This window comes from Brachybacterium sp. GCM10030267, from assembly GCF_042666875.1.
Taxonomy (GTDB): domain Bacteria; phylum Actinomycetota; class Actinomycetes; order Actinomycetales; family Dermabacteraceae; genus Brachybacterium.
Genome location: NZ_JBHTCX010000011.1, coordinates 285,131 through 311,718, shown reverse-complemented (window position 1 = coordinate 311,718; position 26,588 = coordinate 285,131). Strand labels below are relative to the sequence as shown.

Annotated in this window: 19 protein-coding genes; 9 read left to right on the top strand and 10 right to left on the bottom strand. The window is 70.8% G+C overall.

What is annotated here, in order from left to right; genetic code table 11:
- The first annotated feature begins 227 nt into the window (after positions 1–227).
- Together ACFQS2_RS10545 and ACFQS2_RS10540 are read left to right on the top strand one after the other, a co-directional pair.
- The gene (locus ACFQS2_RS10545; RefSeq protein ID WP_377793731.1) at positions 228–1,175 is read left to right on the top strand and encodes a hypothetical protein; all 948 of its coding nucleotides are present in this window, start codon (positions 228–230) and stop codon (positions 1,173–1,175) included.
- Positions 1,176–1,315: 140 nt separating this feature from the next.
- Positions 1,316–2,611, top strand: a complete 1,296-nt coding sequence (locus ACFQS2_RS10540; RefSeq protein ID WP_377793730.1) for a hypothetical protein — start codon at positions 1,316–1,318, stop codon at positions 2,609–2,611.
- 23 nt (positions 2,612–2,634) lie between these two features.
- On the opposite strand, the gene ACFQS2_RS10535 is transcribed toward ACFQS2_RS10540, so the two are convergent.
- Positions 2,635–2,853: a hypothetical protein gene (locus tag ACFQS2_RS10535; protein WP_377793729.1), complete on the bottom strand. Its 219-nt coding sequence runs from the start codon at positions 2,851–2,853 to the stop codon at positions 2,635–2,637.
- A gap of 107 nt (positions 2,854–2,960) precedes the next feature.
- Between ACFQS2_RS10535 and ACFQS2_RS10530 the strand changes: the two genes are divergently transcribed.
- A complete protein-coding gene (locus ACFQS2_RS10530) occupies positions 2,961–3,443 on the top strand; it encodes an OsmC family protein (protein ID WP_377793727.1) in 483 nt (160 codons plus the stop codon).
- A 183-nt stretch (positions 3,444–3,626) separates the two neighbouring features.
- Here the strand turns inward: ACFQS2_RS10530 and ACFQS2_RS10525 are convergent, their stop codons facing one another.
- On the bottom strand, positions 3,627–5,714 hold the full coding sequence (locus ACFQS2_RS10525) for an alpha/beta fold hydrolase (RefSeq protein ID WP_377793726.1): 2,088 nt from the start codon (positions 5,712–5,714) through the stop codon (positions 3,627–3,629).
- A 141-nt stretch (positions 5,715–5,855) separates the two neighbouring features.
- On the opposite strand from ACFQS2_RS10525, the gene ACFQS2_RS10520 reads away from it, so the two are divergent.
- A complete protein-coding gene (locus ACFQS2_RS10520) occupies positions 5,856–7,034 on the top strand; it encodes an LLM class flavin-dependent oxidoreductase (RefSeq protein WP_377793724.1) in 1,179 nt (392 codons plus the stop codon).
- 36 nt (positions 7,035–7,070) lie between these two features.
- Complete coding sequence (locus ACFQS2_RS10515; protein ID WP_377793723.1) at positions 7,071–7,787, top strand: CE1759 family FMN reductase; 717 nt, start codon at positions 7,071–7,073, stop codon at positions 7,785–7,787.
- A 7-nt stretch (positions 7,788–7,794) separates the two neighbouring features.
- Here the strand turns inward: ACFQS2_RS10515 and ACFQS2_RS10510 are convergent, their stop codons facing one another.
- From ACFQS2_RS10510 to ACFQS2_RS10490, 5 genes are read right to left on the bottom strand one after another with little or no spacing between them, the layout of a single operon-like run.
- The gene (locus ACFQS2_RS10510) at positions 7,795–9,444 is read right to left on the bottom strand and encodes an acyltransferase (protein WP_377793721.1); all 1,650 of its coding nucleotides are present in this window, start codon (positions 9,442–9,444) and stop codon (positions 7,795–7,797) included.
- Positions 9,441–11,834, bottom strand: coding sequence for a dipeptide ABC transporter ATP-binding protein (locus ACFQS2_RS10505; RefSeq protein ID WP_377793719.1), 2,394 nt, complete (start codon positions 11,832–11,834; stop codon positions 9,441–9,443). The genes ACFQS2_RS10510 and ACFQS2_RS10505 overlap by 4 nt, the downstream gene beginning before the upstream one ends.
- Positions 11,809–13,005 (bottom strand): ABC transporter permease, encoded by a 1,197-nt coding sequence (locus tag ACFQS2_RS10500; protein ID WP_377793718.1) that lies wholly within the window; start codon positions 13,003–13,005, stop codon positions 11,809–11,811. Before ACFQS2_RS10500 ends, ACFQS2_RS10505 begins: the two co-directional genes overlap by 26 nt.
- Positions 13,006–13,019: 14 nt before the next feature.
- Positions 13,020–14,012, bottom strand: a complete 993-nt coding sequence (locus tag ACFQS2_RS10495; RefSeq protein ID WP_377793716.1) for an ABC transporter permease — start codon at positions 14,010–14,012, stop codon at positions 13,020–13,022.
- Between the two features lie 6 nt (positions 14,013–14,018).
- A complete protein-coding gene (locus ACFQS2_RS10490; protein ID WP_377793715.1) occupies positions 14,019–16,016 on the bottom strand; it encodes an ABC transporter substrate-binding protein in 1,998 nt (665 codons plus the stop codon).
- An 888-nt stretch (positions 16,017–16,904) separates the two neighbouring features.
- Here ACFQS2_RS10490 and ACFQS2_RS10485 point away from each other — a divergent pair.
- The 3 genes from ACFQS2_RS10485 to ACFQS2_RS10475 are packed head-to-tail and all read left to right on the top strand — an operon-like array spanning position 16,905 to position 19,821.
- Positions 16,905–18,056 carry a substrate-binding domain-containing protein gene (locus ACFQS2_RS10485; protein ID WP_377793714.1) on the top strand — a complete coding sequence of 384 codons (1,152 nt, stop codon included), beginning with the start codon at positions 16,905–16,907 and terminating at the stop codon, positions 18,054–18,056.
- A complete protein-coding gene (locus ACFQS2_RS10480; protein ID WP_377793713.1) occupies positions 18,053–18,835 on the top strand; it encodes a sugar phosphate isomerase/epimerase family protein in 783 nt (260 codons plus the stop codon). Before ACFQS2_RS10485 ends, ACFQS2_RS10480 begins: the two co-directional genes overlap by 4 nt.
- Positions 18,832–19,821 carry a hydroxyacid dehydrogenase gene (locus ACFQS2_RS10475; RefSeq protein ID WP_377793711.1) on the top strand — a complete coding sequence of 330 codons (990 nt, stop codon included), beginning with the start codon at positions 18,832–18,834 and terminating at the stop codon, positions 19,819–19,821. The genes ACFQS2_RS10480 and ACFQS2_RS10475 overlap by 4 nt, the downstream gene beginning before the upstream one ends.
- Here the strand turns inward: ACFQS2_RS10475 and ACFQS2_RS10470 are convergent.
- Positions 19,782–21,893 carry a DUF2264 domain-containing protein gene (locus tag ACFQS2_RS10470; RefSeq protein WP_377793710.1) on the bottom strand — a complete coding sequence of 704 codons (2,112 nt, stop codon included), beginning with the start codon at positions 21,891–21,893 and terminating at the stop codon, positions 19,782–19,784. The two genes, ACFQS2_RS10475 and ACFQS2_RS10470, sit on opposite strands and share 40 nt — an antisense overlap.
- A 276-nt stretch (positions 21,894–22,169) precedes the next feature.
- Here ACFQS2_RS10470 and ACFQS2_RS10465 point away from each other — a divergent pair, with 276 nt between their 5' ends.
- On the top strand, positions 22,170–23,294 hold the full coding sequence (locus ACFQS2_RS10465) for a LacI family DNA-binding transcriptional regulator (RefSeq protein ID WP_377793709.1): 1,125 nt from the start codon (positions 22,170–22,172) through the stop codon (positions 23,292–23,294).
- A 10-nt stretch (positions 23,295–23,304) separates the two neighbouring features.
- Here the strand turns inward: ACFQS2_RS10465 and ACFQS2_RS10460 are convergent, their stop codons facing one another.
- Together ACFQS2_RS10460 and ACFQS2_RS10455 are read right to left on the bottom strand one after the other, a co-directional pair.
- Positions 23,305–24,303, bottom strand: coding sequence for a LacI family DNA-binding transcriptional regulator (locus tag ACFQS2_RS10460; protein WP_377793707.1), 999 nt, complete (start codon positions 24,301–24,303; stop codon positions 23,305–23,307).
- Between the two features lie 25 nt (positions 24,304–24,328).
- Positions 24,329–26,551, bottom strand: a complete 2,223-nt coding sequence (locus tag ACFQS2_RS10455) for a glycoside hydrolase family 3 C-terminal domain-containing protein (protein WP_377793706.1) — start codon at positions 26,549–26,551, stop codon at positions 24,329–24,331.
- Between the last annotated feature and the right edge of the window lie 37 nt (positions 26,552–26,588).

Sequence of the window (26,588 nt, the reverse complement as noted above, 5' to 3'; positions counted from 1 at the left end):
GACCCGTCGGCCAGGGCGGCGGCATCCCGTCCGCGGCGTCATCGCTTCACATATCCTGCGCACGGCGAGGACGTGACGGGGCAGGGGAGAGAGGCATGACGCACTCGGGACCAGGAGACCGACCCCCTCAGGGCGGATCGCACGGCTGGTATCAGCAGCGGACGTCGGGCCCCGCGGCTGGGGGCGGCCGGCGCGGCGGCCCGCCGTGGGCCGTGATGGTGGTGGCCATGGGCTGCGTCACCGCCCTCGCGCTCGTGCTCGGCGGCGGCGTCACCTACGTCGCGCTCAACCGCGGCGGAGAGGATCCCACCGCCGCGTCGACCACGTCGAGCCCGTCGGAGCCGACGAAGGAGACACCGGAGACCCCCAGCGGCTCCGAGACCGAGGAGCCCGAGTTCACGGTGGTCTCACCGATCGACGTCCCGCCGGGTGACGTGGAGGAGCTCACGACCGTCATGGCCACCAGCCCTCTGACCGAGGGTTCCCTGCCCGACGTCGCCGACTGCGAGCTCCCGGCCACTCCGGTCGACCACGACACCGCCGAGCTCCCGGCGGTTCTCGATGCGGCCGCCGGGTGCCTGAACCAGGTCTGGGCCACCACCAGCTCGGACCGGGGCCTGCCGTGGGAGCCCCTGAGGGTCCAGGTCTACACCTGGCCGGACATCCCCGCCTCCGAGTGCGAGTCGAGCAGTTTCGAGGAGGACTTCCCCCGCGTCTGCAGCCTCGATGCGACGGTCTACTGGCCCGCCGGCCATGGCCTGGGCGCCTCGCGGGATGACGCTGCGGACGTGCCCTCGGCGTACGTCTGGGACCTCTCGTACCTGATCATGATCTCCGTCGCGTGGAACAGCTCGCTCACCGCCTACTTCCTGGCGCTCTCGGAACAGATCTCCCCCGAGGATCCGCTCAGCTCGGAGGTGTGGCGCCGCTTCAACCTGCAGATGAGATGCCTGGCGGCGGCCTCGACCATGCAGCTGCCCTCGGCGGCGCGGCCGTCCGCCGAGCTGCGGGACCACCTGCTCGACGAGACGAACTGGGGCACCGGCGATCCGCCGCAGACCCTCGAGCCCGCCTCCCGTGTGCGGTGGCTGACGGCGGGCTTCGAGTCCGACGGGGAGCTCTCGGCGTGCAACACCTGGAATGCTCCGGCCGAGGACGTCGCCCCGGCGCCCTAGACGCCCGCCGGCTCCTGCGACCCTCGGCCGGAGGACCCGGGCACTTGTGACCGCATCGGAACCTACGGCCGGAGCCTGCAGCGTCCCGCCCGGATATTCTGCGCCTGCAAGCACGCTGTGCAGCCAAGGGGGAAGAACGGATGTCGAGCGCAGGAACCGGCGGGAACGGGCAGGGGCCGTACTACGGGGGGCACCACGGCGGCCCTCAGCAGGGAGGCGGGTTCCCGCCGCCCCAGCCCCACGCCCAGCAGCCACAGGCTCCGTCCTTCGGTGCGGCCCCCGCGCAGCCCGGCATGGGTGGCCCCGCCGGCCCGGGCGGCCCCGCCGGCCCGGGCGGCCCCGGCGGCCCCGCCGGCCCGGGCGGCCCGGGCGGACCCGGCGGCCCATCGCAGTTCGGCCGGTCCCCCTCCCCCAAACGCCCCTGGGGACTGATCGCCGTGGCCTTCGGCTGCATCGCTGTCCTGGTCCTCGTCCTCGGCGGCGGCGTGGCCTTCTACGCCTTCACCCGGGGAGGCGGTGAGGAACCCACCGCCTCCCCGGCCACGACCGACAGTGAGCCGACGAGCGACCCGGCCACCGAGGAGGACACGGCGAGCGACTCCGCGACGCCGAGCGAGGAGACCGAGAGCACCGAGAGCGAGGTGCCGGCGGAGAACGCCCAGTTCGAGGTGATCAGTCCGCTCGACACTCCGCCCGAGGACGCCGAGACCCTCCGGCAGATCCTGATCGAGAACCCTCTGACCGAGGGCTCGCTCCCCGACGTCGGCACGTGCGAGCTGCCCGAGACACCGGTCGAGCACGACGTCGAGCAGCTGCAGTCACTGCTCGACGCCGCCTCAGGGTGCCTGAACCAGGTGTGGTCTCCTGCCAGCTCGGACCGCGGGCTCCCCTGGATCAGTCCCACGATCAAGGTCTTCACCTGGCCCGACGTCCCCTCTGACATGTCCTGCGACCCGGAGGACTTCACGGAGGACACCGCCCGGATGTGCAACCTCGACGGCGTGCTGTACTGGCCGATCGGGGCCGGAACCGGCGCCACCCTGAGCGACGCCGAGCACATCCCGCAGGCATACACGTGGGATCTCGCCTTCCAGTTCACCAATCCGCTGATGTGGAACAGCTCCGTGGGCCTCTACTACGCGGCCCTGAACGAGCAACTCGCCGACGACCCCGATCAGCAGGCTGAGACGACCCGACGGTTCTTCCTCCAGCGGGAGTGCCTGGGGTCGGCCTCGACGATGCAGCTGCCCTCGAGCGCTCAGCTGGACTCCTCGCTCCAAGAGGCGCTCGCCGACCCGGCCACCTGGAACGACGGCGGCGACCCCGATGCCATCGACCCCGAGTCGCGTGCGCACTGGATCCAGGTCGGCTTCGAGGCGGGCGGAGACCTGAGCGTGTGCAACACGTGGGACGCTCCCGCCGAGGACGTCAGCTGAGGGGTGACCGGCGCGTCCCCGTGTCACTCGGCCTGAGCGAATGTCAGCCCTTTCTCGCTCAATGCCTCGGCCAGGATGCGGATCGACTTGGGGCCTACGCCGTGGATCGCCAACAGGTCCGCCTCCGTGCGCCTGCTGACCTTCTCGAGCGAGTCGATTCCTGCCGCCTGCAGCTCGCGCGGCGCGGTCTTGCCCAGCGCGTCCGGCAGGTCGCCCACCGGTCGAACATCCGGTGTCGCCATGGCCCTTCCCCTTCTCCTGGACGTGTGACCGAGCGTCATGCGGCGCATGCCGCAGTGCCAGGGTGTCCGCCCTCCCCCGCACTCGGCCTCGCCCGTACGCTGACGTCATGACCGCCGACGATCGAGGTGCCTCCTCCGGTCCGACCTCCTCGCCCCACCCCGAGGACCCTGCTCTCTACACGGCCCGCACGGACAACATCCACGGCACAACGGGCGAGGTCCGGGTCCATGACGGCCCCACCGCCCACCGGGCCACGCTGCCCACCGGCGGACCGTCGACACCGCACCAGGGGTTCACCCCGGAGCAGTTCCTCGCGATGGCCTGGAGCACGTGCCTCGGGGAGACGCTGCGGGTGGTGCTCGCCGAACGAGAGCTCCCGCACCAGAGCAGCGTGAGCGTCGAGGTCGAGCTTCATCGCGATCCGGCCGGCGGCTACCGATTCGCTCCCCGCGCCCTGGTGAGCATCCCGGACATGGCCGCCGACGAGGCCCGCACCATCGCCGACGCCGCGCACGCCCGGTGCCCCGTCTCCAAGCTCCTCACCGGCCAGGGCACGCCGCGCGTGGAGCTGGTGACGGCTGACGGCTGACGGCTGACGGCTGACGGCTGACGGCTGACGGCTGACGGCTGACGGCTGACGGCGAGGGTCGACGCCGCTAACCGGGGCCGCACGGGGGCCGTTCGTCCAGGTCGACCTGCGGAACCTCGCCCCGGCCGACGACGAGGACGGCATCGCGATGTCTACGACGACCACGCCGCGCCCGGGCTGTCCTCAGCCCAGCGTCGCCGGAGCCTCCCAATCCGTCCCGCGCACATGCTGGTCGAGGAAGCCGAGGAAGGTCTCGTACCAGACCTCGGCGTTGCCGCGGCCCATGATCCAGTGCCCCTCGTCGGGGAAGTAGAGGAAGCGGTGGCGGGTGCGCCCCTGTGCATCGCGCGGGGTGGCGGAGAACTCGTGCAGGTCGTACCAGAGGGCGTGGCCCTGGGCGATCGGCACCCGGTAGTCCTTGTCGCCGTGGATGACCAGCATCGGCACCACGATCTCGCCGACGCTGTCCTTGGGGTTGTAGCGCCGGTTCTGGTCCCGCATCGGCCGTTCCCAGCTCGCGTTGTCGGTGGTGTGACCCATCGATTCGGTGTCCCAGAGGGAGGCGTGGGTGACGATGCAGCGGAAACGGTCCCCGGTGTGCCCGGCCACCCAGTTGGCCATGTAGCCGCCATAGGAGCCACCGGCGAACGCGGTGCGCTCGGCGTCGATGTCCTCGCGCGCCACGGCGCTATCGGTCAGGGCCATGATGTCGGTGAACGGCGCGCCGCCGAGCTCGTGCTGGCCGCGGTCGATCATCGCCTGCCCGTAGCCGGTGGAGATCGCCGGATCGGGCAGCAGCACGGCGTAGCCGGCGTCGACGAAGGGCCCCGGGTTCCAGCGGTAGGTCCAGGCGTTCCACGAGCCCCACGGGCCGCCGTGGGCGAACACGACCAGCGGATGCGGGCCCTCCCCCGCCGGCAGGCGCAGCCAGGCCCGCAGCGCGGTGCCGTCCTCCGCGGTGGCGGCCAGCTCCGTCAGCGAGCCGGTCTGCTCGATCGGATCGGCGGGATTCGGCAGCTCCTGCACGGTCCCGTCGGCCGGGTCGATGCGCACCGGGTGCGGGGCGACGGAGATCCCGGAGGCCGAGGCGACCACCGCGCTCCCGGCGACCGAGATCGAGGAGAAGGCCAGGTCCTGCTGGGGCCCGCCCGCCAGCCGCCGCGGTGCGGGGTCCTCGAGGCCGCCGATCCACACGGAGCCGCGGCCGTGGTCGTCGCTCGCGGCGACCAGGGTCGCCTCATCCAGCCATACCGGGGCGACCCAGTGGTCGAGCTCGGGCCACACTGTCGAGGACGTTCCGTCGGCCAGGTCCAGTACCTCCACGCTCGAGCTGAGGCTCGTCTCGCGGGTCCAGTTCCGGCCGTGTCCGATCAGGGCACGGGTCCCGTCGGGGCTGAACTCGCCCGGGCTGTGCTCGGCCTCGGCCGTCGGCTCGCGCAGCAGCCGCGGTGGCTGGGCGCCGATCAGATCGAGCAGGTACAGGCTCTCGGCGGCCAGCAGATCGTCGCGGGAATCGGCCATGGCCACCAGGGCGCGCGTGCCCTCGCGGTCCACGGTCCAGTCCACGAGACGCCCGGGCGGCATGGTCACGTGACGGAAGTGCAGCACCTGCGGGCCGACGGGGTCCTTCTCGGCCGCCCCGCCCGCGGGCGCCCCGTCCGTGGGTGCACCGTCCGCCGGTGCACCGTCCTGAGCGCTCGCGGGGCGGGTCGCCTCGGCCCAGGCGAGGTCCTCCGGCAGCGCGGCGAGGGCGAGCACCGATCGGGCCGGGCCGAGGTCGTGGTCCCAGTACCGGGTGGGGAAGCCGGCGTGGAGCGCGGCGGTCACCTTCGCCTCCTCGCGCTCGGCGGCCAGGCGGGCATGCTCGATCTCGTCGGACGCCTGCGAATGCACCTCGAGCTCGGCGACCAGCCGCGTCCCGGCGATCCTCAGTCCGCCGAAGCCGCCGGGGCGCGCTGCGACCTCGCGGGCCTCGCCGCGAGCGGGCAGGGCCCACAGCTGGGCGTCGTCGGCCTCCTTGCCGTCCTCCCCGGTGCGCTTGGCGGTGAAGAAGGTGGTGCCGTCCTTCGCGGCGGCGACGGCGCCGATCGAGGCGGCGCCGCGCGTCAGCGGCACCAGGTGGTCACCCTCGATCTCCACCAGGGCGCTGCGGTACGCCGTGCCTTCGGTATCGAGCCTGGAGACCTTCGCGAGGATCCTGCCTCCGTCGGTCGTCTCCAGTCCGGCCAGCCGGGTCGCGTCCAACAGGGTTCGGGTGCTCGCTCGTGTCATGCCTCACCATCCTGCCAGAGGCGGCCGACGGGTCTTGCCCGCACCGCACAGGTAGTTTATTCTTGAACTATCTACAGGAGGCCGAGCCGGGACCGCCACGCACCGTTCCCTCCCGAGCCACGAGACGCGCTAGGAGCGGTCATGCAGTTCGGAATCTTCACCATCGCCGACATCACTCCGGACCCCACCACCGGGAAGGTTCCCACCGAGCACGAGCGCCTGCAGCTCATGGTGGAGGAGGCCAAGCTCGCCGAGCAGGTGGGCCTGGACGTCTTCGCCCTCGGCGAGCACCACAACCCGCCGTTCGTGACCTCCTCCCCCACCACCACGCTGGCCTACATCGGAGCCCAGACCGAAAAGCTCATCCTCTCCACGGCGACCACGCTGATCACCACCAACGATCCGGTCAAGATCGCCGAGGACTACGCGATGCTGCAGCACCTCACCGGCGGCCGGGTCGACCTGGTGATGGGTCGCGGCAACACCGGGCCCGTCTACCCGTGGTTCGGGCAGGACATCCGCAAGGGCATCGAGATCGCGATCGAGAACTACGATCTGCTGCGCCGGCTGTGGAGCGAGGACGTCGTGGACTGGGAGGGCCAGTTCCGCACCCCGCTGCAGCAGTTCACCTCCACTCCGCGCCCGCTGGACGGCGTGGCCCCGTTCGTGTGGCACGGCTCGATCCGCTCCCCGCAGATCGCCGAGCAGGCCGCGTACTACGGCGACGGCTTCCTGCACAACAACATCTTCTGGCCCATGAGCCACACCCAGCAGATGGTCCAGCTCTACCGTGAGCGCTACGAGCACTACGGCCACGGCACGGCCCGTCAGGCCTATGTGGGCCTCGGCGGCCAGGCGTTCATGCGCAAGAACTCCCAGGACGCGGTCAACGAGTTCCGCCCCTACTTCGACCACGCCCCCGTCTACGGCGGCGGCCCCTCGATGGAGGAGTTCACCCGCATGACCCCGCTGACGGTCGGCTCCCCGGAGCAGGTCGTCGAGCGGTACCTGACCATGGCCGACCACGTCGGCGACTACCAGCGCCAGATGTTCCTCATGGACCACGCCGGCCTGCCCCGCAAGACGGTCCTGGAGCAGATCGAGCTGCTGGGCACGGAGGTGGTCCCGGTGCTGCGCAAGGAGCTCGAGGCCCGCAAGCCGGCCGACGTCCCCGAGGCCCCCACCCACGCCGCGCGGGTCGCCGCCGCCGAGGCCGAGCGGGGCAGTTTCGATGACACCTACAAGTTCGAGACCGGTGACAACTGGACCGGCCTGCGCGCCGAGGACCAGCGGCCGTTCGACGCCCGCCGAGGCGCCTGACATGCTCTACTCGATGCTTCAGGGAGGATCCACCTCATGACCGGTCCCATTCGTCTCGTCGCCCTGTCCGCAGGGCTGTCCACGCCCAGTTCGACCCGCATGCTGGCCGACCAGCTCTCCCGCGAGGCGGCCTCCGCGCTCGGCCGGGACGGCGCCGAGGTCGACGTGCGCACCGTGGAGCTGCGCGAGTACGCCCACGACATCACCGACGCCATGCTCACCCGTTTCCCCGGTGAGCGGTTGTCGATGGTGATCGAGTCGGTGCGTGCGGCCGATGCGGTGATCGCCGTGACCCCCGTGTTCAACGTCGGCCCCTCGGGGCTGTTCAAGTCCTTCTTCGACGCGATCGACATCGACATCTGGAAGGCGAAGCCGGTGCTGCTGGGAGCGACCGCGGGGACCTCGCGGCACTCCCTGGCGATCGACTACGCGATCCGCCCGATGTTCGGCTACCTCAAGGCCGAAGTGGTGCCGACGGTCGTGTTCGCGGCCTCGGCCGACTTCGGGGCGGACGCCGACGCCCACGGTGACGAGCAGCCGCTGGCGGCGCGGGTGCGGCGGGCCTCTGCCGAGCTGGCCACCATGCTGCGTTCCGGGATCGAGGAGGCGGCCGGCGAGGCGGCCTCGGATCCGGCGGGCGCGACGGGTGCGACGAGCGCGACGAGCGGGGCGGCCGACGAGACGCAGGGCCCGGCGCTGGACGCGGAGTTCTCCGACTTCGTCCCGATGGACAAGCTGCTCGGCGGGCGCTGAGGAACCCTCAGCGCGGCCACGGGCGGTGCACGCCGCGGGGTTCGTAGCCGAGGGAGCCGGCCTCGCCCAGCAGGTCGGCGAGGTACCAGGAGATGGCCAGCCACATCTCGGTGCCCTGCAGGCCGGGGCAGGCCGTGCCGCGGGCATCGGGTCGCTGGGCGAAGCCGAATCCTTCGCCAGGCCGCCAGGCTGCGACCAGCCGGGGCACCTGGCCTGCCGCCCACGCCGTGATCTCCTCGTCGCGGTGGGCGGTCTGCTGGCGGGCCAGCCACAGCGGATGGGCGATGTCCAGCACGTCGCAGGCCGTGGAGCGGCCCACCCCGAACCGGCGGTCGTCGCGTGCGTGGGCCAGGACCGTGTCGATCACCCGTTCCGGGTGCGGGATCGGGAGCCCGAACTGGGCGAACGTTCCGCGGCTGAGCCGGTAGAAGCCGTTGACCGGCTGACGCAGCCCGTCGGACGCCCGGGGCCGGCCCCACACCCCGGTGCTGCGGTCCACGGTCAGGTGCAGCCACCCGACGAGCGTCTCCAAGTCCCCCGGCAGCTCGAACCACTCGCGGTTCCACGTCAGTGCTGTGCCGACCACGTCCACCCAGTCCCCCGCGCCCCAGGCGCGCTCGGTCCAGGGCTGCTGCTCGAGGGCGGCGATCAGATCCGGGCCCCGCAGGGTGTCGACGATGCCGATCGGATGGGGGAATCGGGCACCGAGCAGATCGAGGGCGTACCCCGCGCTGAGCACGTGATACCGCGCTCCCCCGCCGAGGTCGGCCGCGGTGGGCTCGCCCAGCTCGTGGCCGAGTTCGGGGATGAGCCCCGTGCGCGGGTCCTGGCGCGCGGTGAGCCGCTGGATCACCTCCGGGCGGTCGAGCTGCCGCAGCGCTGCGGGCTCCAGCAGCTCGGCGATCTCGACCGCGTCGCACAGGGCGCGCACGGTGGGTGCGGCGCCCGGAGTGTCGGTGAACGCGCGCTGGTCCTCATCCCAGCACCGCGCCAGAACGCTGGAGGCCTCCTGGCGGGCCCGGTCGGCGAACTCGCTCAGGTCCCGGGCCCCACGGCGCGCGGAGGACCGTCCGCCGGTCTCGCGGCGATCGCGGATGCGCCGTGCCGGGTTGCCGACCATGACCGACCACTCCGGCACGTCCCTGGTGACCACGGCGCCGGCCCCGATGACGCTGTGGGCGCCGATGCTCACCCCGTCGACGACGGCGACGTGGGAGCCGATGTAGACGTCGTCCCCCACGGTGATCCCGCGGCTGACCAGCGGCTGCTTGCGCACCGGCTGATCGGGCGCGAACTGGTGGTCGAACCCGAGCAGCGAGGTGTGGGCACCGATGCGCACGCCCTCGCCGATGCTGACAGCGCCGCGCACCACCACGTACGCGTTGACGGTCGAGTGGGCGCCGATCCGGACGTCTCCGGTCACGTAGCTGAACGCCGCGAGGTAGGCCCCCTCCCCGAGAACCAGGGTCTCCGGGAAGCAGGCGGCCCACTGCGAGACGACACAGCCCTCGCCGAGCTCGGCGCCGTCAGCGGCAAGCTCGGCCAGACGCTCGCGCTGAGCCTGCTGTGCCGCGTCGTCGGCCTGGCGCCAGAAGGACCAGGCGTTGAAATCCGGTTCGGCGTCGCGGAGTCCGGGGCGGTTCGGCGGCGAGCTCATCGACGCTCCTCGACGCCGGCGAGCGCCAGCTCCTCGCTGTAGTGGCAGGCCGCCACCTGGGTGCCGTCCGTGATCGGACGCAGCGGCGGTCGCTCGTCCGGGCAGCGCTCCTGACGGGCGTAGGGGCACCGGGTGTGGAAGGGGCAGCCCGATGGCGGATTCGCCGGGTCCGGCAGGTCGTCCGCGATGGCGAACCCCTGATGGGAACCGCGCATCGCCGGATCCGGGATCGGGACGGCGTGCAGCAATGCCTCGGTGTACGGGTGCTGGGGCGCCTCGTAGAGTTCCCGGGTCGAGGCGCGCTCGGCGATCCTGCCGAGGTACATCACCGCGACCCGGTCCGAGATGTGCTCGACGACCGAGAGGTCGTGACTGATGAACAGGTACGTCAGGTCGAACTGTTCCTGGAGGTCGCTGAGCAGGTTGAGGATCTGCGCGCGCACCGAGACGTCGAGGGCCGAGACCGCTTCGTCGGCGATCACCACCCGCGGGTTCGTGATCAGCGCCCGGGCGATGTTGATGCGCTGGCGCTCACCGCCGGAGAACGCGTGCGGGTAGCGCTTGAGGTACTCCGGGCGCAGGCCGACGGTCCTCAGCATCTCGGCGACCCGATCGCGCAGCTCCGCCCCCTTGGCCATCTTGTTGTTGAGCAGCGGCTCCCCGACCAGCTGTTCGAGGTTCATCCGGGGGTTCAGGGAGGAGAACGGATCCTGGAAGATGACACGCACGTCCCGCCGGTACCGGGTCAGCTCGTCGCCCTTGATCGTGGCGACGTCGACCACGGAGCCGTCCCGGCGCCGGTACTCGATGCTGCCGTCGGTGGGGTCGAGGATCCGGGAGATGGTCCGGCCGAGCGTGGATTTCCCGCAGCCCGATTCGCCCACCAGTCCCAGGGTCTCCCCGGGGCGGAGATCGAGGGACACCCCGTCGACCGCGTACACGCTGCCGGTGGCTCGTCGGAAGGCACCCCTCTTCAGAGGGAAGTGCTTCGTGAGGTCCTGGATCCGCAGGATCGGAGCGGTCTCCTCGCTCTCTGCTCGCCGGCCCTCTGTGACGGGCAGCCGGTCTGCGGTCAGGCGCGAGCCGTCTGCAGCCTCCTCCTGCTGCGGCTCGCCCGCCTGCCCGGTCGTCTCCGGTGGCCGAAGCCCGGCCTGCCCGGAGTCGGCTCCGGCAGCCGCACCGTCCTGGGTCGCCGCTGCGGTGGAAAGGGGCGGCTCCGGCATGCCGGGCATCCCCAGTGAGGTGGCGCCGGCGGCGCCGGCGGTCGTGGCACCGCCGGCCATTCCGTCGGCCGCTCGTGGCCCGTCGGCGGCTCCCGGGTGGATCCCGTTGCCCTGCTCGTCGTACAGGTGGCAGTGCGTGAAGTGGTCGTCGCCGAAGCTCGTCCGCGCCGGGAACTCCTGATCGCAGACACCCTCGAGCGCGTGGTCGCAGCGATTGTTGAAGGGACAGCCGGCCGGGCGGTTCTGCGGGTGCGGGATCATGCCGCGGATCGCGGCGAGGGTCCTGCGAGGGCCGTCGGTATGCGCAGTGGGGATGGAGTCGAGCAGGGCCCGCGTGTAGGGGTGCTTGGGCGCGTTGAAGATCTGCTCGACCGTGCCGTGCTCGACGACGCGACCGAGGTACATCACGGTGACCTCGTCGGCGATCTCCGCCACCACGCCCATGTCATGGGTGATGAACAGCATCGACATGCCGTTCTCGGCCTGCAGGTCGTGCAGGAGATCCAGGATGCGCGCCTGGGTGGTGACGTCCAGTGCCGTGGTCGGCTCGTCCGCGATGAGGAGCTTCGGGGAGCACGAGAGGGCGATCGCGATCATCACGCGCTGGCACATGCCGCCCGAGAGCTGGAACGGGTAGGCGTCGACCCGCTGCTCCGGCTTGGGGATCCCCACGGTGGCGAGCATCTCGATGGCACGCTCGCGCGCCTGGGCTTTCGACAGCCCCTGGTGGATGCGCAGCGGTTCGCACAGCTGCTCGCCCACCGTGTACATCGGCGACAGCGAGGCCAGCGGCTCCTGGAAGATCATGCCGATGTCCCCGCCGCGGAGCCGGGTCAGACGGGGATCCTTCGGGCCCAGCTCCGTCGCCTCGATGACCTCGTCCGACCCCGCGTCAGGACGCCACTGGATCGATCCGTCGACGATCCGGCCGGGGCGTTCGATGAGCTGCAGGATCGAGCGCGCGGTCATGGACTTCCCGCAGCCGGACTCGCCCACGACGCAGACCGTCCTGCCCCGCGGGACGTCGATGTCCACGCCGTCGACGGCTTTGACGACGGCTTCATGGGTCTCGAAGTGGGTCTTCAGCCCGCGGATGCGCAGCAGCGGCGGGGCCGAGGTCTCCATGGCGGGACCGGGGTCGTCAGTTCTTGTAAGGGTCGGCGGCATCGCGAAGTCCATCTCCGAAGAAGTTGAGGGCGAGGACCGCGATCACCACGGCCAGGCCGGGGATCATGATCCAGGGGGCGGTGGTGATGACACGGACGTTCTGGGCCTCCTGCAGCAGCACGCCCCAACTGACCACCGGGGCCTGCAGTCCCAACCCCAGCCAGGACAGCGAGGTCTCGGCCAGGATCATCGCGGGGATCGACAGCGACAGCCCGGCGATGATGTGGCTGGTGAACTGCGGGAGCATGTGGCGTCCGATCAGGCGTCCGCGGCTGGCCCCGTCGATCCGGGCCGCGGTGATGTACTCCTCCTCGCGCACCGACATGAACTTGCCGCGCACCTCGCGGGCGAGACCGGTCCACCCGATCAGCGAGAGGATCACGATGATCGCGAAGTACCGCTCCAGCGGGCTCCAGGTCGCCGGGACGGCTGCCGCGAGCGCCATCCACAGGGGGATGGCCGGCAACGACATGAGGAACTCGATCACGCGCTGGATGATCGTGTCCGTGAAGCCACCGAGCAGGCCGGAGAGCCCGCCGAGGATGATGGCGATGATCAGGGAGATCGCCACGCCCACGAGCCCGATGGTCATGGAGACGACCGACCCGTGGATGATGCGGGAGAGGATGTCGTGTCCGTTCTTGTCCGCGCCCAGGAGGTAGACCGGCTCCTGGGACGTGGGGTCGGTGGGTCCGAACAGGTGCCGATCGGCGGTGATGAATCCCAGCAGCGTGTACTCATCACCCCGGACGAAGAAGCCCACCTCGGTCGTGGCCGTCTCGTCGGTGGTCCAGGTCAGCTGGAGGGTCTCGGGGTCCTGCTCGGCCACCTGCGGGTGCACGTGCAGGCCCCAGTTGCCCTCGGCGTCGACCACCTGCAGAGCCTGCGGCGGCGCGTAGGCGTGCTCGGGGCTGTAGTACGACTTCGCGTACGGGGCCAGGAACCCGGCGAAGATCACCATCAGGTAGAGCAGGAGCGTCACCACGGCGCCCGCCATGGCGAGCTTGTGCCGTTTGAAGGACCACCAGGTCAGCTTCCACTGGGAGGCGACGGCGACCTCGCCGTCCCCGCGCTCCCGGGTGGACGTCTCGGCACTCTCGTCCTCGGGCGTCTCTGCGAGCGGGTCCGACCCCGCGGGGAAATCCTGCAGCTTCTGGGCTTCGGTCATCATCGAAGACCCCTTTCTCATCGTCGGCCCAGCCGGACCCGCGGGTCCAGCCAGCCGAGCAACAGGTCGGAGATGAGCGTGCCGATCACGGTCAGCGTGGCGCTGATCAGGATGATCGAGCCCGCGAGGTACATGTCCTGCGATTTCAGCGAGTCCAGCAGCAGCGGACCCATGGTCGGCAGGTTCAGCACCTTGGAGACGATCGCGTCGGCACTGATGAGACTGGCCAGGACCCACCCGATCGTGGAGAAGAACGGGTTCAGCGCCACGCGCAGCGGGTACTTCACCGTCAGCTTCGTCTCGGCCACACCCCGGGCGCGGGCCGCGGTCACGTAGGGCTTGCGGATCTCATCGAGCAGATTCGCGCGCAGGATCCTGATCATGCCGGCGGTGCCCGCGGTACCCCAGACCACCAGCGGCACCCAGATGTGACCCAGCAGGTCCAGCAGCTTGCCCAGGTTCCAGCTCGCGTCCCGCCACTCCGGGGAGAACAACCCGCCGGCCCCGGTCCCGAAGTACTGCATGCCCAGGTACATCAGCAGCAGCGCGATGAGGAAGTTCGGGGTGGCCAGGCCGATGAAGCCGATCAGCGTGAACGCGTAATCACCGATGCTGTACTGGCGCAGGGCGGAGTAGATCCCGATCGGGAAGGAGACCGCCCAGATGAACAGCAGCGTCCCGATCGAGAGCAGGATCGTCAGCGGCAGCCGATCGGCCAGCAGCTCGGAGACGGGCTTTTGCCAGGCGAAGGACTCCCCGAAGTCGAGGTGGAAGAGGATGCCGCTGATCCACTTCCAGTACTGCACGATCATCGGCTCGCCCACGCCGTAGCGCGCTTCGAGCGCGGCGATGCGGGCCGCGTCGAGCTGGTCGCCCTGCGCGGAGTACTGCGCGACCAGCGTGGTCACGTAGTCGCCGGGCGGCAGCTGGATGAGGACGAACGAGGCGATCGAGATGGCGAACAGCGTCGGGATCATGATGAGCACCCGGCGCAGGAGGTAACGACCCATCAGCGATCAGGCATCCTCGCTGAGGAACCAGGTCTCCGGGTTGGCGTGACCCGGGGTGCGATACACCCAGGTGTCCGGCACGCCCTCGAGGACGTTGTGGAGCCGGTTCTTGACCACCCAGTACGGGTTGGGCGCGGTGCCGATGCCGATGCCCCAGAACTCCTCCTTGGCGATGGCCAGGACCTGGCGGAACAGCTCGTCCCGCGTGTCCGGGTCCGGCTCGTCGTCGAACTGCCACATGAGCTCGATCTGCTCCTTCGCGGCGGGGATGGGCTCCGGGCCCTCGCTGCCGCCGCTGTTGAAGTACTGACCCCACGGGGTCGCCCACACCGATTCATCGCTGAAGGGCATGTACCAGCGCGGGTCGATCGACTCCACGGCGAGACCGCCGTCGCCCTGCCAGACCCCGGCGTCGATCTCGTTGGCGGCGGGCAGCTTCCGGTCGTAGAACAGCGTGCGGTCCACGGTGTTCACGCTCATGCGGATGCCCACCTCCTGCCACATGTCCGAGATCATCGAGGCTGCGGTGGGCCACTCGGGGAACAGTGCCGAGGGCACGTCCAGGGTGATGGTCAGCGTGCCGCCGCCCGGCATGGTGCGGAAGCCGTCGCCGTCCTTCTCGGTGATGCCGGCCTTGTCCAGGTGCTCGTTCGCCAGGTCGACGTCGAACTCGGTGTACTGCTTGGCGAACTCCTCGTCGTAGTACTCGGATTCGGCGTGCGGTGCCCACTGCCACGGCTCGCCCTGGCGCTGCCACACCGCGGTGATCAGCTCCTCGCGATCGATCGCATGGGAGAGGCCGATGCGGAAGTCCCGGTTCTGGTAGAGCTCGGCCTTCTCCGGATCCTTATGGGCCAGGTTCAGGGCGATGCACATGGAGTTCATGCTGGTGGCGGTGGTCTCGACGATCCGAGTGCCGGCCGCCTCGACGCTGTCGGCGTACACCGGCTTGTTCGCCGAGGTGTTGGCGTGGCGGTACATCAGGTCCACCTCACCGTCGGTGACCTTCAGAGTCATCACTTCGGGGTCCGTGACCACCTCGAAGCTGAGGGTGTCGATGTAGGGCAGCTGGCGTCCGTCAGCGTCCGTCTTCCAGTAGTAGGGGTTGCGTTCGAACACCACCGAGTCGCCCTCCCCGAGCGGGGTCGTCACGGTCCAGGCGTCGATGGTGGGCAGGTCCGCGTTCTTCCAGAATCCCTGATCGGCGATCTGGTCGTTCCACAGATCTGTCCACGCCTCCAGTCCGGCCTCCTCGACCTTCGCGTCCAGGTCGTCGTTGTAGGTGGGAAGGAAGTCCTGGGCGTAGTGCTTGGGGTAGTTGATGAGCTCCATATTGCGGTTCACCTCGTCCTCGAAGCGCCCGGTGGGAGAGGCGAAGGTGACCTTGACGGTGGTCTCGTCGACCGCTTCGGCCGTGGCCTTCTCACCGTCGGTGGCGATCCAGTTGGGCGGGGTGGCGAACAGCTCCTCGTTGCCGAAGACGTCCTCGATCGCGAAGACGATGTCGTCCGCGGTGAAGGGCTCGCCGTCGGACCACTTCATGCCCTCCCGCAGGGTGAGCGTGTACTCCGTGCCGTCCTCGTTCATCTCCATACCGGTGAAGACGCCGGGGCCCACCTCGGTCAGCATGGGGTCCTTCCGCAACCCGGGTTCGTACCCGAGGATGCGGTCGGGGGACGCAGAGTCGCCCGGTCCGAGGGTGAGTGCGCGCCAGGTGCCGCCGAAGGTTCCGGGCTCAGCGGCCGCGACGACGAGCGGTTCGGTGGGCAGGCGCTCCTCGAGCGGGGGCAGCTCCCCGGCGTCGACCTTCTCGGTGAGCATCGGAGACTCCATCGCATCGTCGCCCCCGCCACCGCTGCCGCCCTCGGCGTTGGGGTCGGTGGAGAGGAACGAGCAGCTCGAGGCCGTCGCCGTGATCAGGCCGGCCGTCGCGCCGAGGGACAGGACGCTTCGACGCCGGAGGGACGTGGAGGGAATGGACTGGTTCATGGGAGCCTCGCTCATCTCTTCGCTTCATTGCGCGTGCAAGCGCTTGCCACCGTAGCGCAACAAACACCGGACGCACGATCTCGTTATCACTCTGTGACGTACTTCCAGATATCGCACAGGGGTACTCCGACTACCCGTGAATACACCCGTCATCCATGGGCGCCCTCGCTGAGTGAGAATCACGAGGAGTCCGGCGACGCAGGCACCCACCTCCGGCTGCACCGTAAGTGTCAGCCCCTGGGCTCCCGTGACGTCACGGATCAGACTCCTGTCGCGGCGACGATGACACGGACGGACTGTTGACGCAGGCCAGCGGGGAACTGTCGAGCTCGTGGCCGCCTCCTCGTCAGTGAGCCCCCAGCGGGCCGCCGCGACGGCGCGATACGCGGAGATCTGGTGCGGCGACACACGAACGACACGCTGACGAAAATGCAGACGGAAAGCCATGATGAACCACCCGCCGGCGCACCCGGCGACAACGGACAGCAATTATCACCGCAACATCCTGAACAATCTCGGAGCGCATCAGGAAGCACGCCGAAATAATCGACCGGATACCGCGACGGCATCCTGGCAGATCTCTGCGCTCCATCGAGAAGAACAGGAATCGAGAATCACAAGGGACTGCGCGGACGCCGGCCTCGCGGGCCGCAGGACCGGTCCCCGCAGCAGTGCGGGCGGTGAAGCCTCCTCAGGCCGAGCCCCTCGACATCGAAGGGCGCCAGAAACGAACAGGAACAGTCAAGCCCAGCCACTCCGCTCCTGTCAAGCACCGTTTCGATCATTTACGAACAGTCATGGTCACTTGTGAGCTACGATGGCCGGGCCGGTACGGGCACGGACGGCGTCGAGAGACCGCGGTCAGGCCGCCCGAGTGCCGCGCCAGGGGAGAGGAACCACATCGTGACCAGTGAACTTCCGGCCAGCCGTCGGCAACAGATCCTCGACCGAGTGCGCCTGGACGGTGAGGCCCTGGTCAAGTCCCTCGCGGAAGATCTCGGTGTCTCCACCATCACCGTGCGCCGCGACATCGCCGCCCTCGCCGAGCAGAATCTCCTCGAGCAGGTGCGTGGCGGCGCCCGACGGCTCGAGGCATCGGCGGAGGCCGAGCCCTCCGACCTCACCGTCCCCTCCCATCCGGCGGCGAAGATCGCCATGGTGGTCCCCTCCATGCGGTACTACTGGCCGACGATCCTGCGGGGCGCGGGCGACGCCGCCCAGCGACTGGGAGTGGATCTGAGCATCCATGTCTCGATGGCCAATGCCGAGGCGAACCGGCTGGTGGTCGACCAGATCGCCGCGGACTCCGCGACCGAGGCCCTCATCATCGCCCCGGAGATGCGTGCCGGCGCCGCGAGCGAGCAGCTCGTCGAACGACTGGCCGAGCTCTCCATCCCGGTGGTTCTCGCGGAGCGCGGGATCGAGAGCCACGGGGCGCTGGATCGCGTCTTCGATACCGTGCGATCGGATCATTCCTCAGGTGCCGCCATGGCCGTCCGCCACCTCGCCTCGCTCGGACATCGCCGGATCGCGTTCGAGGGCGACCCCCACAGCCCGACGAACCCCTTCGTCGAAAGCGGCTACACGCGCTGTGTGGAGCTGCTGGGACTCAGCGGGATCGCCGCCCCGAGCCATGTGCTGGATCCGCACGGCGCGCAGCCCTTCGAGCAGATCGATGCCGTCCTGGAGCACTATCGCGAGATGGGGACGACGGCGGCGCTGGTCCACTCCGATGTCGCCGCCACCCTGCTGGTCCAGCATGCGACCCGCCGCGGCTGGTCGATCCCCGGGGATCTCTCCCTAGTCGCGTACGACGACGAGCTCTCGGTGACCACGCGTCCCGCACTGACGGCCGTCGCGCCCTCGAAGTATGCGCTCGGCGAGCGCGCGGTCGAGCTGGCCCTGCAGCGCCTCGAGGCCCCGGGTGCCCCGATCGAGCAGGTCCGGCTGCTGCCTGAGCTTCGTGTCCGGGACTCGACCGCCGCCCTGGAGGACGCCCTGGTGGGCGCCTCGGGCCCAGACCCGGCGAGCACGACCGCAGCGGGACCAGCATGATCCGCCCCGGGCTGTGCTCCGTCAGCTTCCGGGAGCTGTCCGTCCAGCAGGTCGCCGGCCTCGCCGCCGACGCGGAACTGCGCTGCCTCGAATGGGGCAGCGACGTGCACGTGCCTGCCGGGGACCTGTCCGCTGCCCGCTTCGCGCGCGAGGTGACGCAGGCGGCCGGGCTGGAGGTGTCCGGCTACGGCTCCTATCTCCGGTGCGTCGGCTCCGCGGAGACCGCCTCGGCGGAGGCCTCAGCGCTGCTCGCCAGCGCCGAGGAGCTGGGTGCGCCGCGCCTCCGCGTCTGGGCAGGTACCCAGGGTTCGCGCGAGACGAGCGCCGAGGATCGCCGGATGATCGTCGCGCGCCTGCGTGAGACGGCCCGCTGCGCCGCCGAGGCCGGGATGGAGCTGGGCCTGGAATGGCATGGCGGCACCCTGACCGACGAGATCGGCTCGACGCTGCAGCTGCTGGAGGAGATCGGCCACCCTGCCGTGCGCACGTACTGGCAGCCTCATCAGGATCAGCCGCGGCGGGAAGCGGTCGCGGACCTACGCACCGCACTCCCCCACGTCTCCACCGTCCACGTGTTCTCCTGGTGGCCCGCTGCGCATCGGCAGCCGCTCGCGCAGCGCGCCGAGCTGTGGCGCGATGCCTTCGAGATCCTCCAGGCCGACGGGCGCGACCATGACGCCCTGCTCGAATTCGTGCCCGGCGACGACCCGGCACTGCTGCGGCGCGAGGCGGACACCCTGTACGAGCTGCTGCCTGCGACCCTCGAGGAGCCTGCATGAGAGCCCTGCTCGCGATGTCGGAGACCATGGCCGGCCTCTTCTTCGACGACGCCCGCCGCCGCCGGCTGGACGAGCTCGTCGACCTCGTCGGGCACGGCCCGGTCACCGACCTGTCCTCGATCCCGGAGCCGGAGCTGGCCACGGCGGACGCCGTCATCACGGGGTGGGGCTCGCCCAGGATCGATGCATCCGCCCTCTCGCGGCTGCCCCGGCTGCGCGCGGTCGTGCACACGGCCGGGACGGTGCGCAGCGTCGTCGGTCAGGCGGTGTGGGAGGACCCCTCCATCACCGTCACCACCGCCGCGCAGGCCAATGCGGTCCCGGTCGCCGAGTACACGCTCGCCCAGATCCTGCTGGCGGGAAAGCACAGTCTGCGGCGCGAAGCGGAGCACCGTCGCCACCGCGGTGCGCACGACGCGTGGAGCCTGCACGACGGCGGGAACAACGGCGCCGTGGTCGGGCTCGTGGGCGCCTCCCGCATCGGGCGGCTGGTCGCCGAGCTCCTGCGCCCGTTCGACCTGACGGTGCTGATCAGCGACCCCTATGCCTCCGAGGCCGAGATCTGCTCGCTCGGTGCCCGGAAGGTCTCACTGGCGGACCTGTTCGCAGGCTCGGACGTGGTCAGCCTGCATGCGCCGGATCTGCCCAGCACCCGGCACATGGTCGATGCTGCGCTGCTGGCACGGATGCGCGACGGCTCGACCTTCGTCAATACGGCCCGACCCGCCCTGGTCGACCTCGATGCTCTGCGCGCCGAGCTGGTCTCCGGGCGTCTCAGCGCCGTGCTGGACGTGCATGACGACCTCGCGCCGGACGACCCGCTGTGGGAGGTGCCGACGGTCTCGATCACCCCGCACATCGCCGGCTCCCAGGGGAACGAACTGCTGAGGATGGCCGATCACGCGCTCGAGGAGCTGCGCCGTCTCCGTGCGGGCGAGCCGCCGCGTCACCCCGTGGACAGATCCGCACTGGCCATCACGGCCTGAGGCCACGGCTCGAGCGCCACGCGCACCTGCTCGCCGTCGCTCCAGCTCACCTGCACGGTCCCCTCGGCACTGATGTCGACGGCCGCCGCCGGTCTCTGCGGGGCGCTCTGGCCGCGCAGCACAACGCTCGCGGCCACGATCTCCCCGGCCCGCAGCGGCCGCCCGTGCAGCTGCGGCACGGCGAACCGCGGACCCAGCGGTGTCACGTCCCGCTCGCGGTGAAGGGCCGGTGACCACGTGCCGCGCAGGGCCTGGATCTCGCTGACCAGCGCCGGCTCCACGCTGCGCGCGAGCCGTGCCCTGATCGCCGCAGCGGACCCGGTGCCCGCGCGGCGGATCTCCTCGATCGCGCCCGAGCCCGACAGCGGCCATCCCCCGATGGCGACCGGGAGGACCGTCTCCTCCTCGGCGCGCACGATGCGCACCTCCTGCGCTCCGCGCACGATGCTCGCCACGGTCAGCAGCGCTCCCGGCGTGACGGAACCCTGACGGCCGCGCCCGTGATCGGCGGCGTGCGGATCGAGCTCGACCCAGTGGCACAGCTGCCGGGACAGGGCGATCCCGACCTGCTCCCCGCCGCTCACCACCTCGGTGCGCAGCTCCACCCGGTCGAAACCGGAGCGGTGGCTCCAGCCGTGCTCGGGATGGACCAGGCCGACGGTGCCGTCGCGAGGATCGGTGACTCCCGGTCCGCTCAGGGCAGGGCAGGTCGCCGTCGAGTAGGTCAGCCGCGCATAGAGCGGGGAGTCGGTGGTCAGCACGCCGGGCAGCCCATGGTCGGTGCCGTGGTTGATGACGCGGACGATGCCGTCCTCGCTGGTGCGGGAGACCAGCCAGCCGGGAGTGGGGATCGCGCGGAGGGCTGACTCGACCTCCACGGGCAGCGGCTGCTCGGGGGCGGTCCACACCGGGTGATCGGCGGGCAGGATCAGACCGAGGAAGCCCTTGGACGCCCAGTACGGGGAGCCCGGGCCGGAGTAACTCTGGGCCATGTCCTCGAAGGCATGGAACCAGCCCAGGCTGAGCAGTCCCCGCTCGTCGGGCACGCCGTGGCGCAGGAAGTGGGCGAGCTCCCCGGAGGCGGCGCGGCGCAGCCGGCCCGGGTCCAGTCGCGGGTCCTCACCGCCGGCCAGGCCGGCGAGCGCCGCGCTCCAGAAGGGCGCGGCCGTGGCCATGCGATAGATGAGGCTGCGGCCCTGGATCAGCGGGGCTCCGTCGGCCCCGACCAGCCCGAGCGCGTCGTCGGCGAACGATGCCACCCGCTCGCGGTGGCGCGCCCGGTCGGCACCGGTGATCAGTCCGTCGGCCTCGAGGTCGCGCGCACCGCGCATGCGCAGCCACAGAATCGGCAGCACGGCGAAGGCCCACGTGTTGTAGTGATCGACGCTGCGCTCGGGGCCGTCGAGGAACCAGCCGCCCTCGCGGGCGCAGCTCTCATGGATGCGCAGGTCGTGGGCGAGGTCCGCGCGCAGCGCGGAGGCGTCGGGACCGGAGGCGAAGCGGTCGTCGACCGAGCGCAGGAACGTGAGCACGATGATCCGGAACCACACCCAGTTCACGGGCGGGTAGGGCGTGCCGATCACCTCGGCGAACCAGTCGACCAGGCGCTCGCGGGTGGTCCCGTCCAGCCGGTCCCAGATCCACTCCCGGGTGAGATCGAGGGCGAGCGCCACGGAGCAGGCCTCGACCTTGGCCTGCGGCAGCTTCGCGGGACGCGGCCACGGATTCGCGCCCTCCGGGTCCACCCCGGCTGCCAGCCCGCGGGCGTACAGCTCGGCGTGGCCGTGCGGGTCCTCCCCACCGCGGCCGTGCTGGGCCATGGCGGCGATCAGGAACGAGCGGGCGAAGCCCTCGAGCCCGTCGGAGTCCCTCCCGCTGTGGCTGGCTCGCCCGGGCGGATGGAACTGTGCTCCGTCGGCAGCCGCATACGGGCGCAGTGCCAGCAGCAGCTGGTCGGCCACGCTTTCCCAGTGGGCGCGGGTGATCCCGGTGCGGGCCGACGTGGAGTGGTCCAGGGTCGGCAGGGCAAGCGTGGGGTGCTCCACGGGGCGCGGGGCGGGCGCGGTCGTCACGGGTAGCTCCTGGTGGTCGTCGTCGGGCCAGGGATGCCCTGTGCCGGAGCGGGACGCGTCCACCACCCCGCAAGGCAATCGCTTTCCGCTGCAGTTTATCCTCCTGGCCAGCAGCGTGAGAACCGCGACCGTGATACCTACCGTGAGCGGCGGACGTGAGAGGCTCGCTGGTCGTATCCTGAGCGGACACGGACAGCGTTTCCCCGCAGGCCCGCGGTCCGTTCCCGATGTCCCGCACCCCTCGCCCCGAGCACCCCGTCACGAGTAGGAGCCCCGATGCCCGCAGTGCGTCTCAGCGACGTCGCCCAGGATGCCGGGGTCTCCCTGGCCACCGCCTCCCGCGTTCTCAACGGCTCCTCCCGCATCCCCGGCAAGGCGGTCGCGGAGAAGGTCGAGGCCTCCGCGGCGAAGCTCGGGTATGTGCCCAATGCGCAGGCGCAGGCCCTGGCGCGCTCCCGCTCCGGGCTGATCGGCCTGGTCGTCCACGACATCGCCGATCCCTACTTCGCGACCGTCGCCCGCGAGATCCAGCAGCAGGCCTTCGCCTCCCAGAGCCAGGTGCTGCTGACGCAGACCGACCGCGAGATCGACACCGAGGTCAGAGCACTGCGGTCGCTGATCGCCCAGCAGGTCGATGCCCTGGTGCTGGTGGGCTCCCACCGCTACGGCAACGACTCCGACGCCGCGATCAGCACGCTGCTGGAGGGCTTCGCCCGCAACGAGGGCCGCGTGGTGGGCATGGGCCAGTCCCTCGGCGTGGGCCGCACCATCGTGCCGGACAACGCCGCGGCCGCTCACGAGCTCGCGACCTCCCTGGTGGTCGAGGGCCATCGCCGCTTCGCCGTCGTCCAGGGCATCGAGGGCATCCCCTCGGCCGGGGACCGCACCGGCGGGTTCGTCGCCGCCCTCACCGAGGCCGGCATCGAGCCCGAGCTGAACATCGGTGCCGGCCTGACCCGGGACGGCGGCCACCTCGCCGCCGAGCAGGTCCAGGAGCACCTGGAGGCGGCCTCCCCCGCCGAGGACCTGCCGCTGTGCCTGTTCGCCCCGGCCGACGTGATGGCCCTCGGTGCGCTCGGCGAGCTGCGCCGGCGCGGGATCGACGTGCCGGGCCAGGTCGCCGTCGCCGGCTTCGGCGGCGTGCCCGACGGGGCCGACGCGAACCCCTCCCTGACCACCATCGCCCTGCCGCTGCACGACATGGCGCGCCAGGCCGTGGAGTGGGTGCTGGAGCTGCCGGAGGACGCCGACGGGAATGGCACGACCGGTGCAGCCGAGGCGGCCGGCGGGAACGGTGCCGATGGCGCCGACGGGCCGACAGACACCGCGGACGTCAGCGAGGTGCATGTGCGCGGTGACGTGCTGCTGCGGGAGTCCACCGCCCTGACCACCCGGGCCTGATCGCCCGTGCTCACACGGAGCCCCGCTCGATCAGAGTGAATCGGCCGGAGTCGCTGTCGGCGCGCTCGCCCAACTCCCCCACCTCCTCGCCCAGCAGGGAGAGCCCCCGGGCGAAGAGTTCTCGGGACAGCTCCGAGACGTCGAGGTCGATCGTGGTCAGCGGTGGCTCGAGGAACGCGCCCATCGGCTCATCGTCCATGCCGATCACCGAGACGGCGTTCGGCACAGAGATGTCCTGGTCGCGGGCGGCGCGCAGCAGAGCGGCCGCCCAGACGTCGTTGTAGCAGGCCACCCCGTCGACGGGCTCCGGCTGGCTGGTCCAGGCGCGAAGGATGCGCTGCAGCTCAGCGCCCGTCCGGGGCGTGCTGCTCATGGTGACGGCCGCTGTCTGCGGGAGCGGCAGGCCGAGCTGCGCGCAGGTGTCGGTGACACCAGCACGCCGGGCCTCCTCGAAGACCCGCAGCTCGTCCTCCGCCACTCCCAGGTATGCCAGGCGAGACCGTCCGGCGGCCGCGAGCGTCTCGACCTGGAGCCGTGCCGCCTGCCCGTCGGCTCCGCCCCGGATCCGCCACCCGTCCACGACGGGGATGCGGAGGCGCTCGAGCGCCCCGAGGTCGGCGGGCTCGAGCGGGAGGATCGACAGCGCCAGCCGGGGCCGCAGATGAGCGAGGGTCGCCTCGAGGGCGTCCGGGGTGTCGGCGTGCTGGGTGACCAGGGAGCATCCGTGACGGTGGGCGAGTGCTGTCAGCTCGTCGAGGATGCCGCCGATGTTCCGCCCGAACGGCACCGGGCGCAGGATCACGAGGATGACCGGTGGCTGCTTGCCCCGCAGCGCCCGCGCACTGTGGTTGGGCACGTATCCCAGGTCGCGGGCGGCCGTGAGCACCCGTTGCCGGGTGGTCTCGGGGAGGGCGTGCCCCGGGCGCTCGTTGAGCACATAGCTCACGGTCGCCCGGGAGACTCCGGCCTGCCGTGCCACGTCGGCGCTGGTCGCCGCCCTTCCCGGCATGTCGCTCATCCTCCCGCTCGGACCGTCACCCGGCGTTGACCGTATCCAGGAATCGCTGGATCTGCTCGTGGCTGTATCCGCCGAGTCCGGTGAAGCGGCCGACGGGGATCTGCTCGGCCATCTTGCGCATCTCGGGATCGTTGAACAGGGGCGAATCCGCCATCAGGGCCTCGAGCTTCTCGCGGCCACCGGGGATCTCCATGATCTCGAGCATGGTGCTGGAGACGGTGGCGGTGGGCACCGGCTCATCGCCGGCTACCTCGACGTCGATGCTGAGACGCAGGTCCCGGCTGGAAGCGCCGAGCTCCAGATGATACGTGCCGCCCTCGACCAGCCACGCACCCTCGCGAACGCTCCAGTACTGCAGGTCGGCGAGTGGGATGTCGATCCGCATGCGCCCGGAGGCGCCCGGCTCCAGTTCGACGTCCCCGAAGCCCTTCAGCTCCCGCGGCGCACGGGTGATCCGCGAGCCGGGCAGGGACGCATAGACCTGGACGACCTCGCGGCCGGTCCGCTCGCCGGTGTTGGTCACGGTCAGCTCCACGGCGATCCCGTCGGCCGTGGTGGTCGCCGAGGCGTCGGAGTACTCGAAGCTGGTGTAGCTCAGGCCGTGACCGAAGGGGTAGGCGACCTCGGTACCGCGCGCGTCCAGTCCGCGGTAGCCGACGAACAGCCCCTCGCCGTAGGTCACCCGCCCGTGCTCACCCGGGAAGTGGAGGTAGGAGGGGGTGTCCTCCAGGCGCAGCGGGATGGTCTCGGCGAGCTTGCCGGAGGGGTTCGTGAGGCCGAAGAGCACCTCCGCCGTGGCCTCGCCACCGGCCTGGCCGAGCAGCCAGGCCTCGAGCACGGCGGGTGCCGAGCGCAGCGTCTGCGAGAGGCGGATCGCCGAGCCGTTGGAGAGGACGACCACGACGCGGTCGTTGACGGCCAGGACCTCCTCGAGCAGGCGCTCCTGGGCTGCGGGCAGTTCCATGTCGGTGCGGTCGTAGCCCTCGGACTCGACATCCTCACCCAGGCCGAGGAACAGCACCACGGTCTCGGCGCGACGGGCGAGGTCGACGGCTTCGGCGCGCAGGGCCTCGTCCTCCTCGGAACCGCCGGGCGTGAAGCCGCGGGCGAAGGGCACGGCCCCGGCGATCCCCCGGATGGAGTCCAGGGCCGTCGTCAGACGGGTCGGGTTGACGTGGGAGGAGCCGGCGCCCTGGTAGCGCGGGGAGGCGGCGAAGTCACCGATCACGGCCAAGCCGCCGTCGCGGCCGGCGGCGCCCGCCTCCAGCGGCAGCGTGCCGTCGTTGCGCAGCAGCACGATCGCGCGGCGGGCAGCTTCGAGGGCCGCCTGATGATGGGCGCCGACGTCGTAGCTCGCGGACTCATCACGCTGGGCGAGGCCCTTGCGGATCAGGTCGAGCACCAGGCCGGCGGCGCGGTCGACGTGCTCGGGCGAGATGCTCCCCTCGGCCAGCGCCTCGGCGAGGGCCTGCTGGGCGCCGGGATCGGCCGGCATCTGCAGGTCCAGCCCGGCGGCGACGGAGCGGGGCCGGTCCACCACCGCGCCCCAGTCCGAGACCACCAGGCCCTCGAAGCCCCACTGCCCGCGCAGCACGTCGGTGAGCAGGAAGGAGTTCTCGGAGACCAGGGTGCCGAGGACGGAGTTGTAGGAGCACATCACCGTCCACGGCTGGGCGCGGGTGACGACGGCACGGAAGGCGCGCAGGTACATCTCGTGCAGCGTGCGCTCGTCGACCTGGACGTCGATGCGCATGCGGTCGGTCTCCTGGTTGTTCAGCGCGAAGTGCTTCACGGAGGTGCCGACGCCGCGTTCCTGCATGCCGTTGACGTAGGCGACGGCCATCTCACCGGTGAGGATCGGGTCCTCGGAGAAGTACTCGAAGTTGCGGCCGCACAGCGGGGAGCGCTTGAGATTCATGCCCGGGCCGAGGACGACGGAGACGCCTTCGGCCAGCGCCTCCTCGCCGATCGCGGCGGCGACGGCGGAGGCGGTCTCCCGGCTCCAGGTCGCGGCGAGGCCGACGGCGGGCGGGAAGCACGTCGCCGGCACGGAGTCGTTCAGGCCCAGGTGATCACCTTCTGCCTTCTGGACGCGCAGGCCGTGGGGGCCGTCGGCGACCATCACGCCGGGCAGGTCCTGCGAGGGCACGCCGTGGGTGTGCCAGAAGTCGGCGCCGCCCGTCAGGGCGACCTTCTCGTCCGGGGTCAGGTCGGCGGCGGGTGCGATGTCATCAGCCATGGAGTTCCTCCTCGAGCGTCCGGATGGACTGGATGGG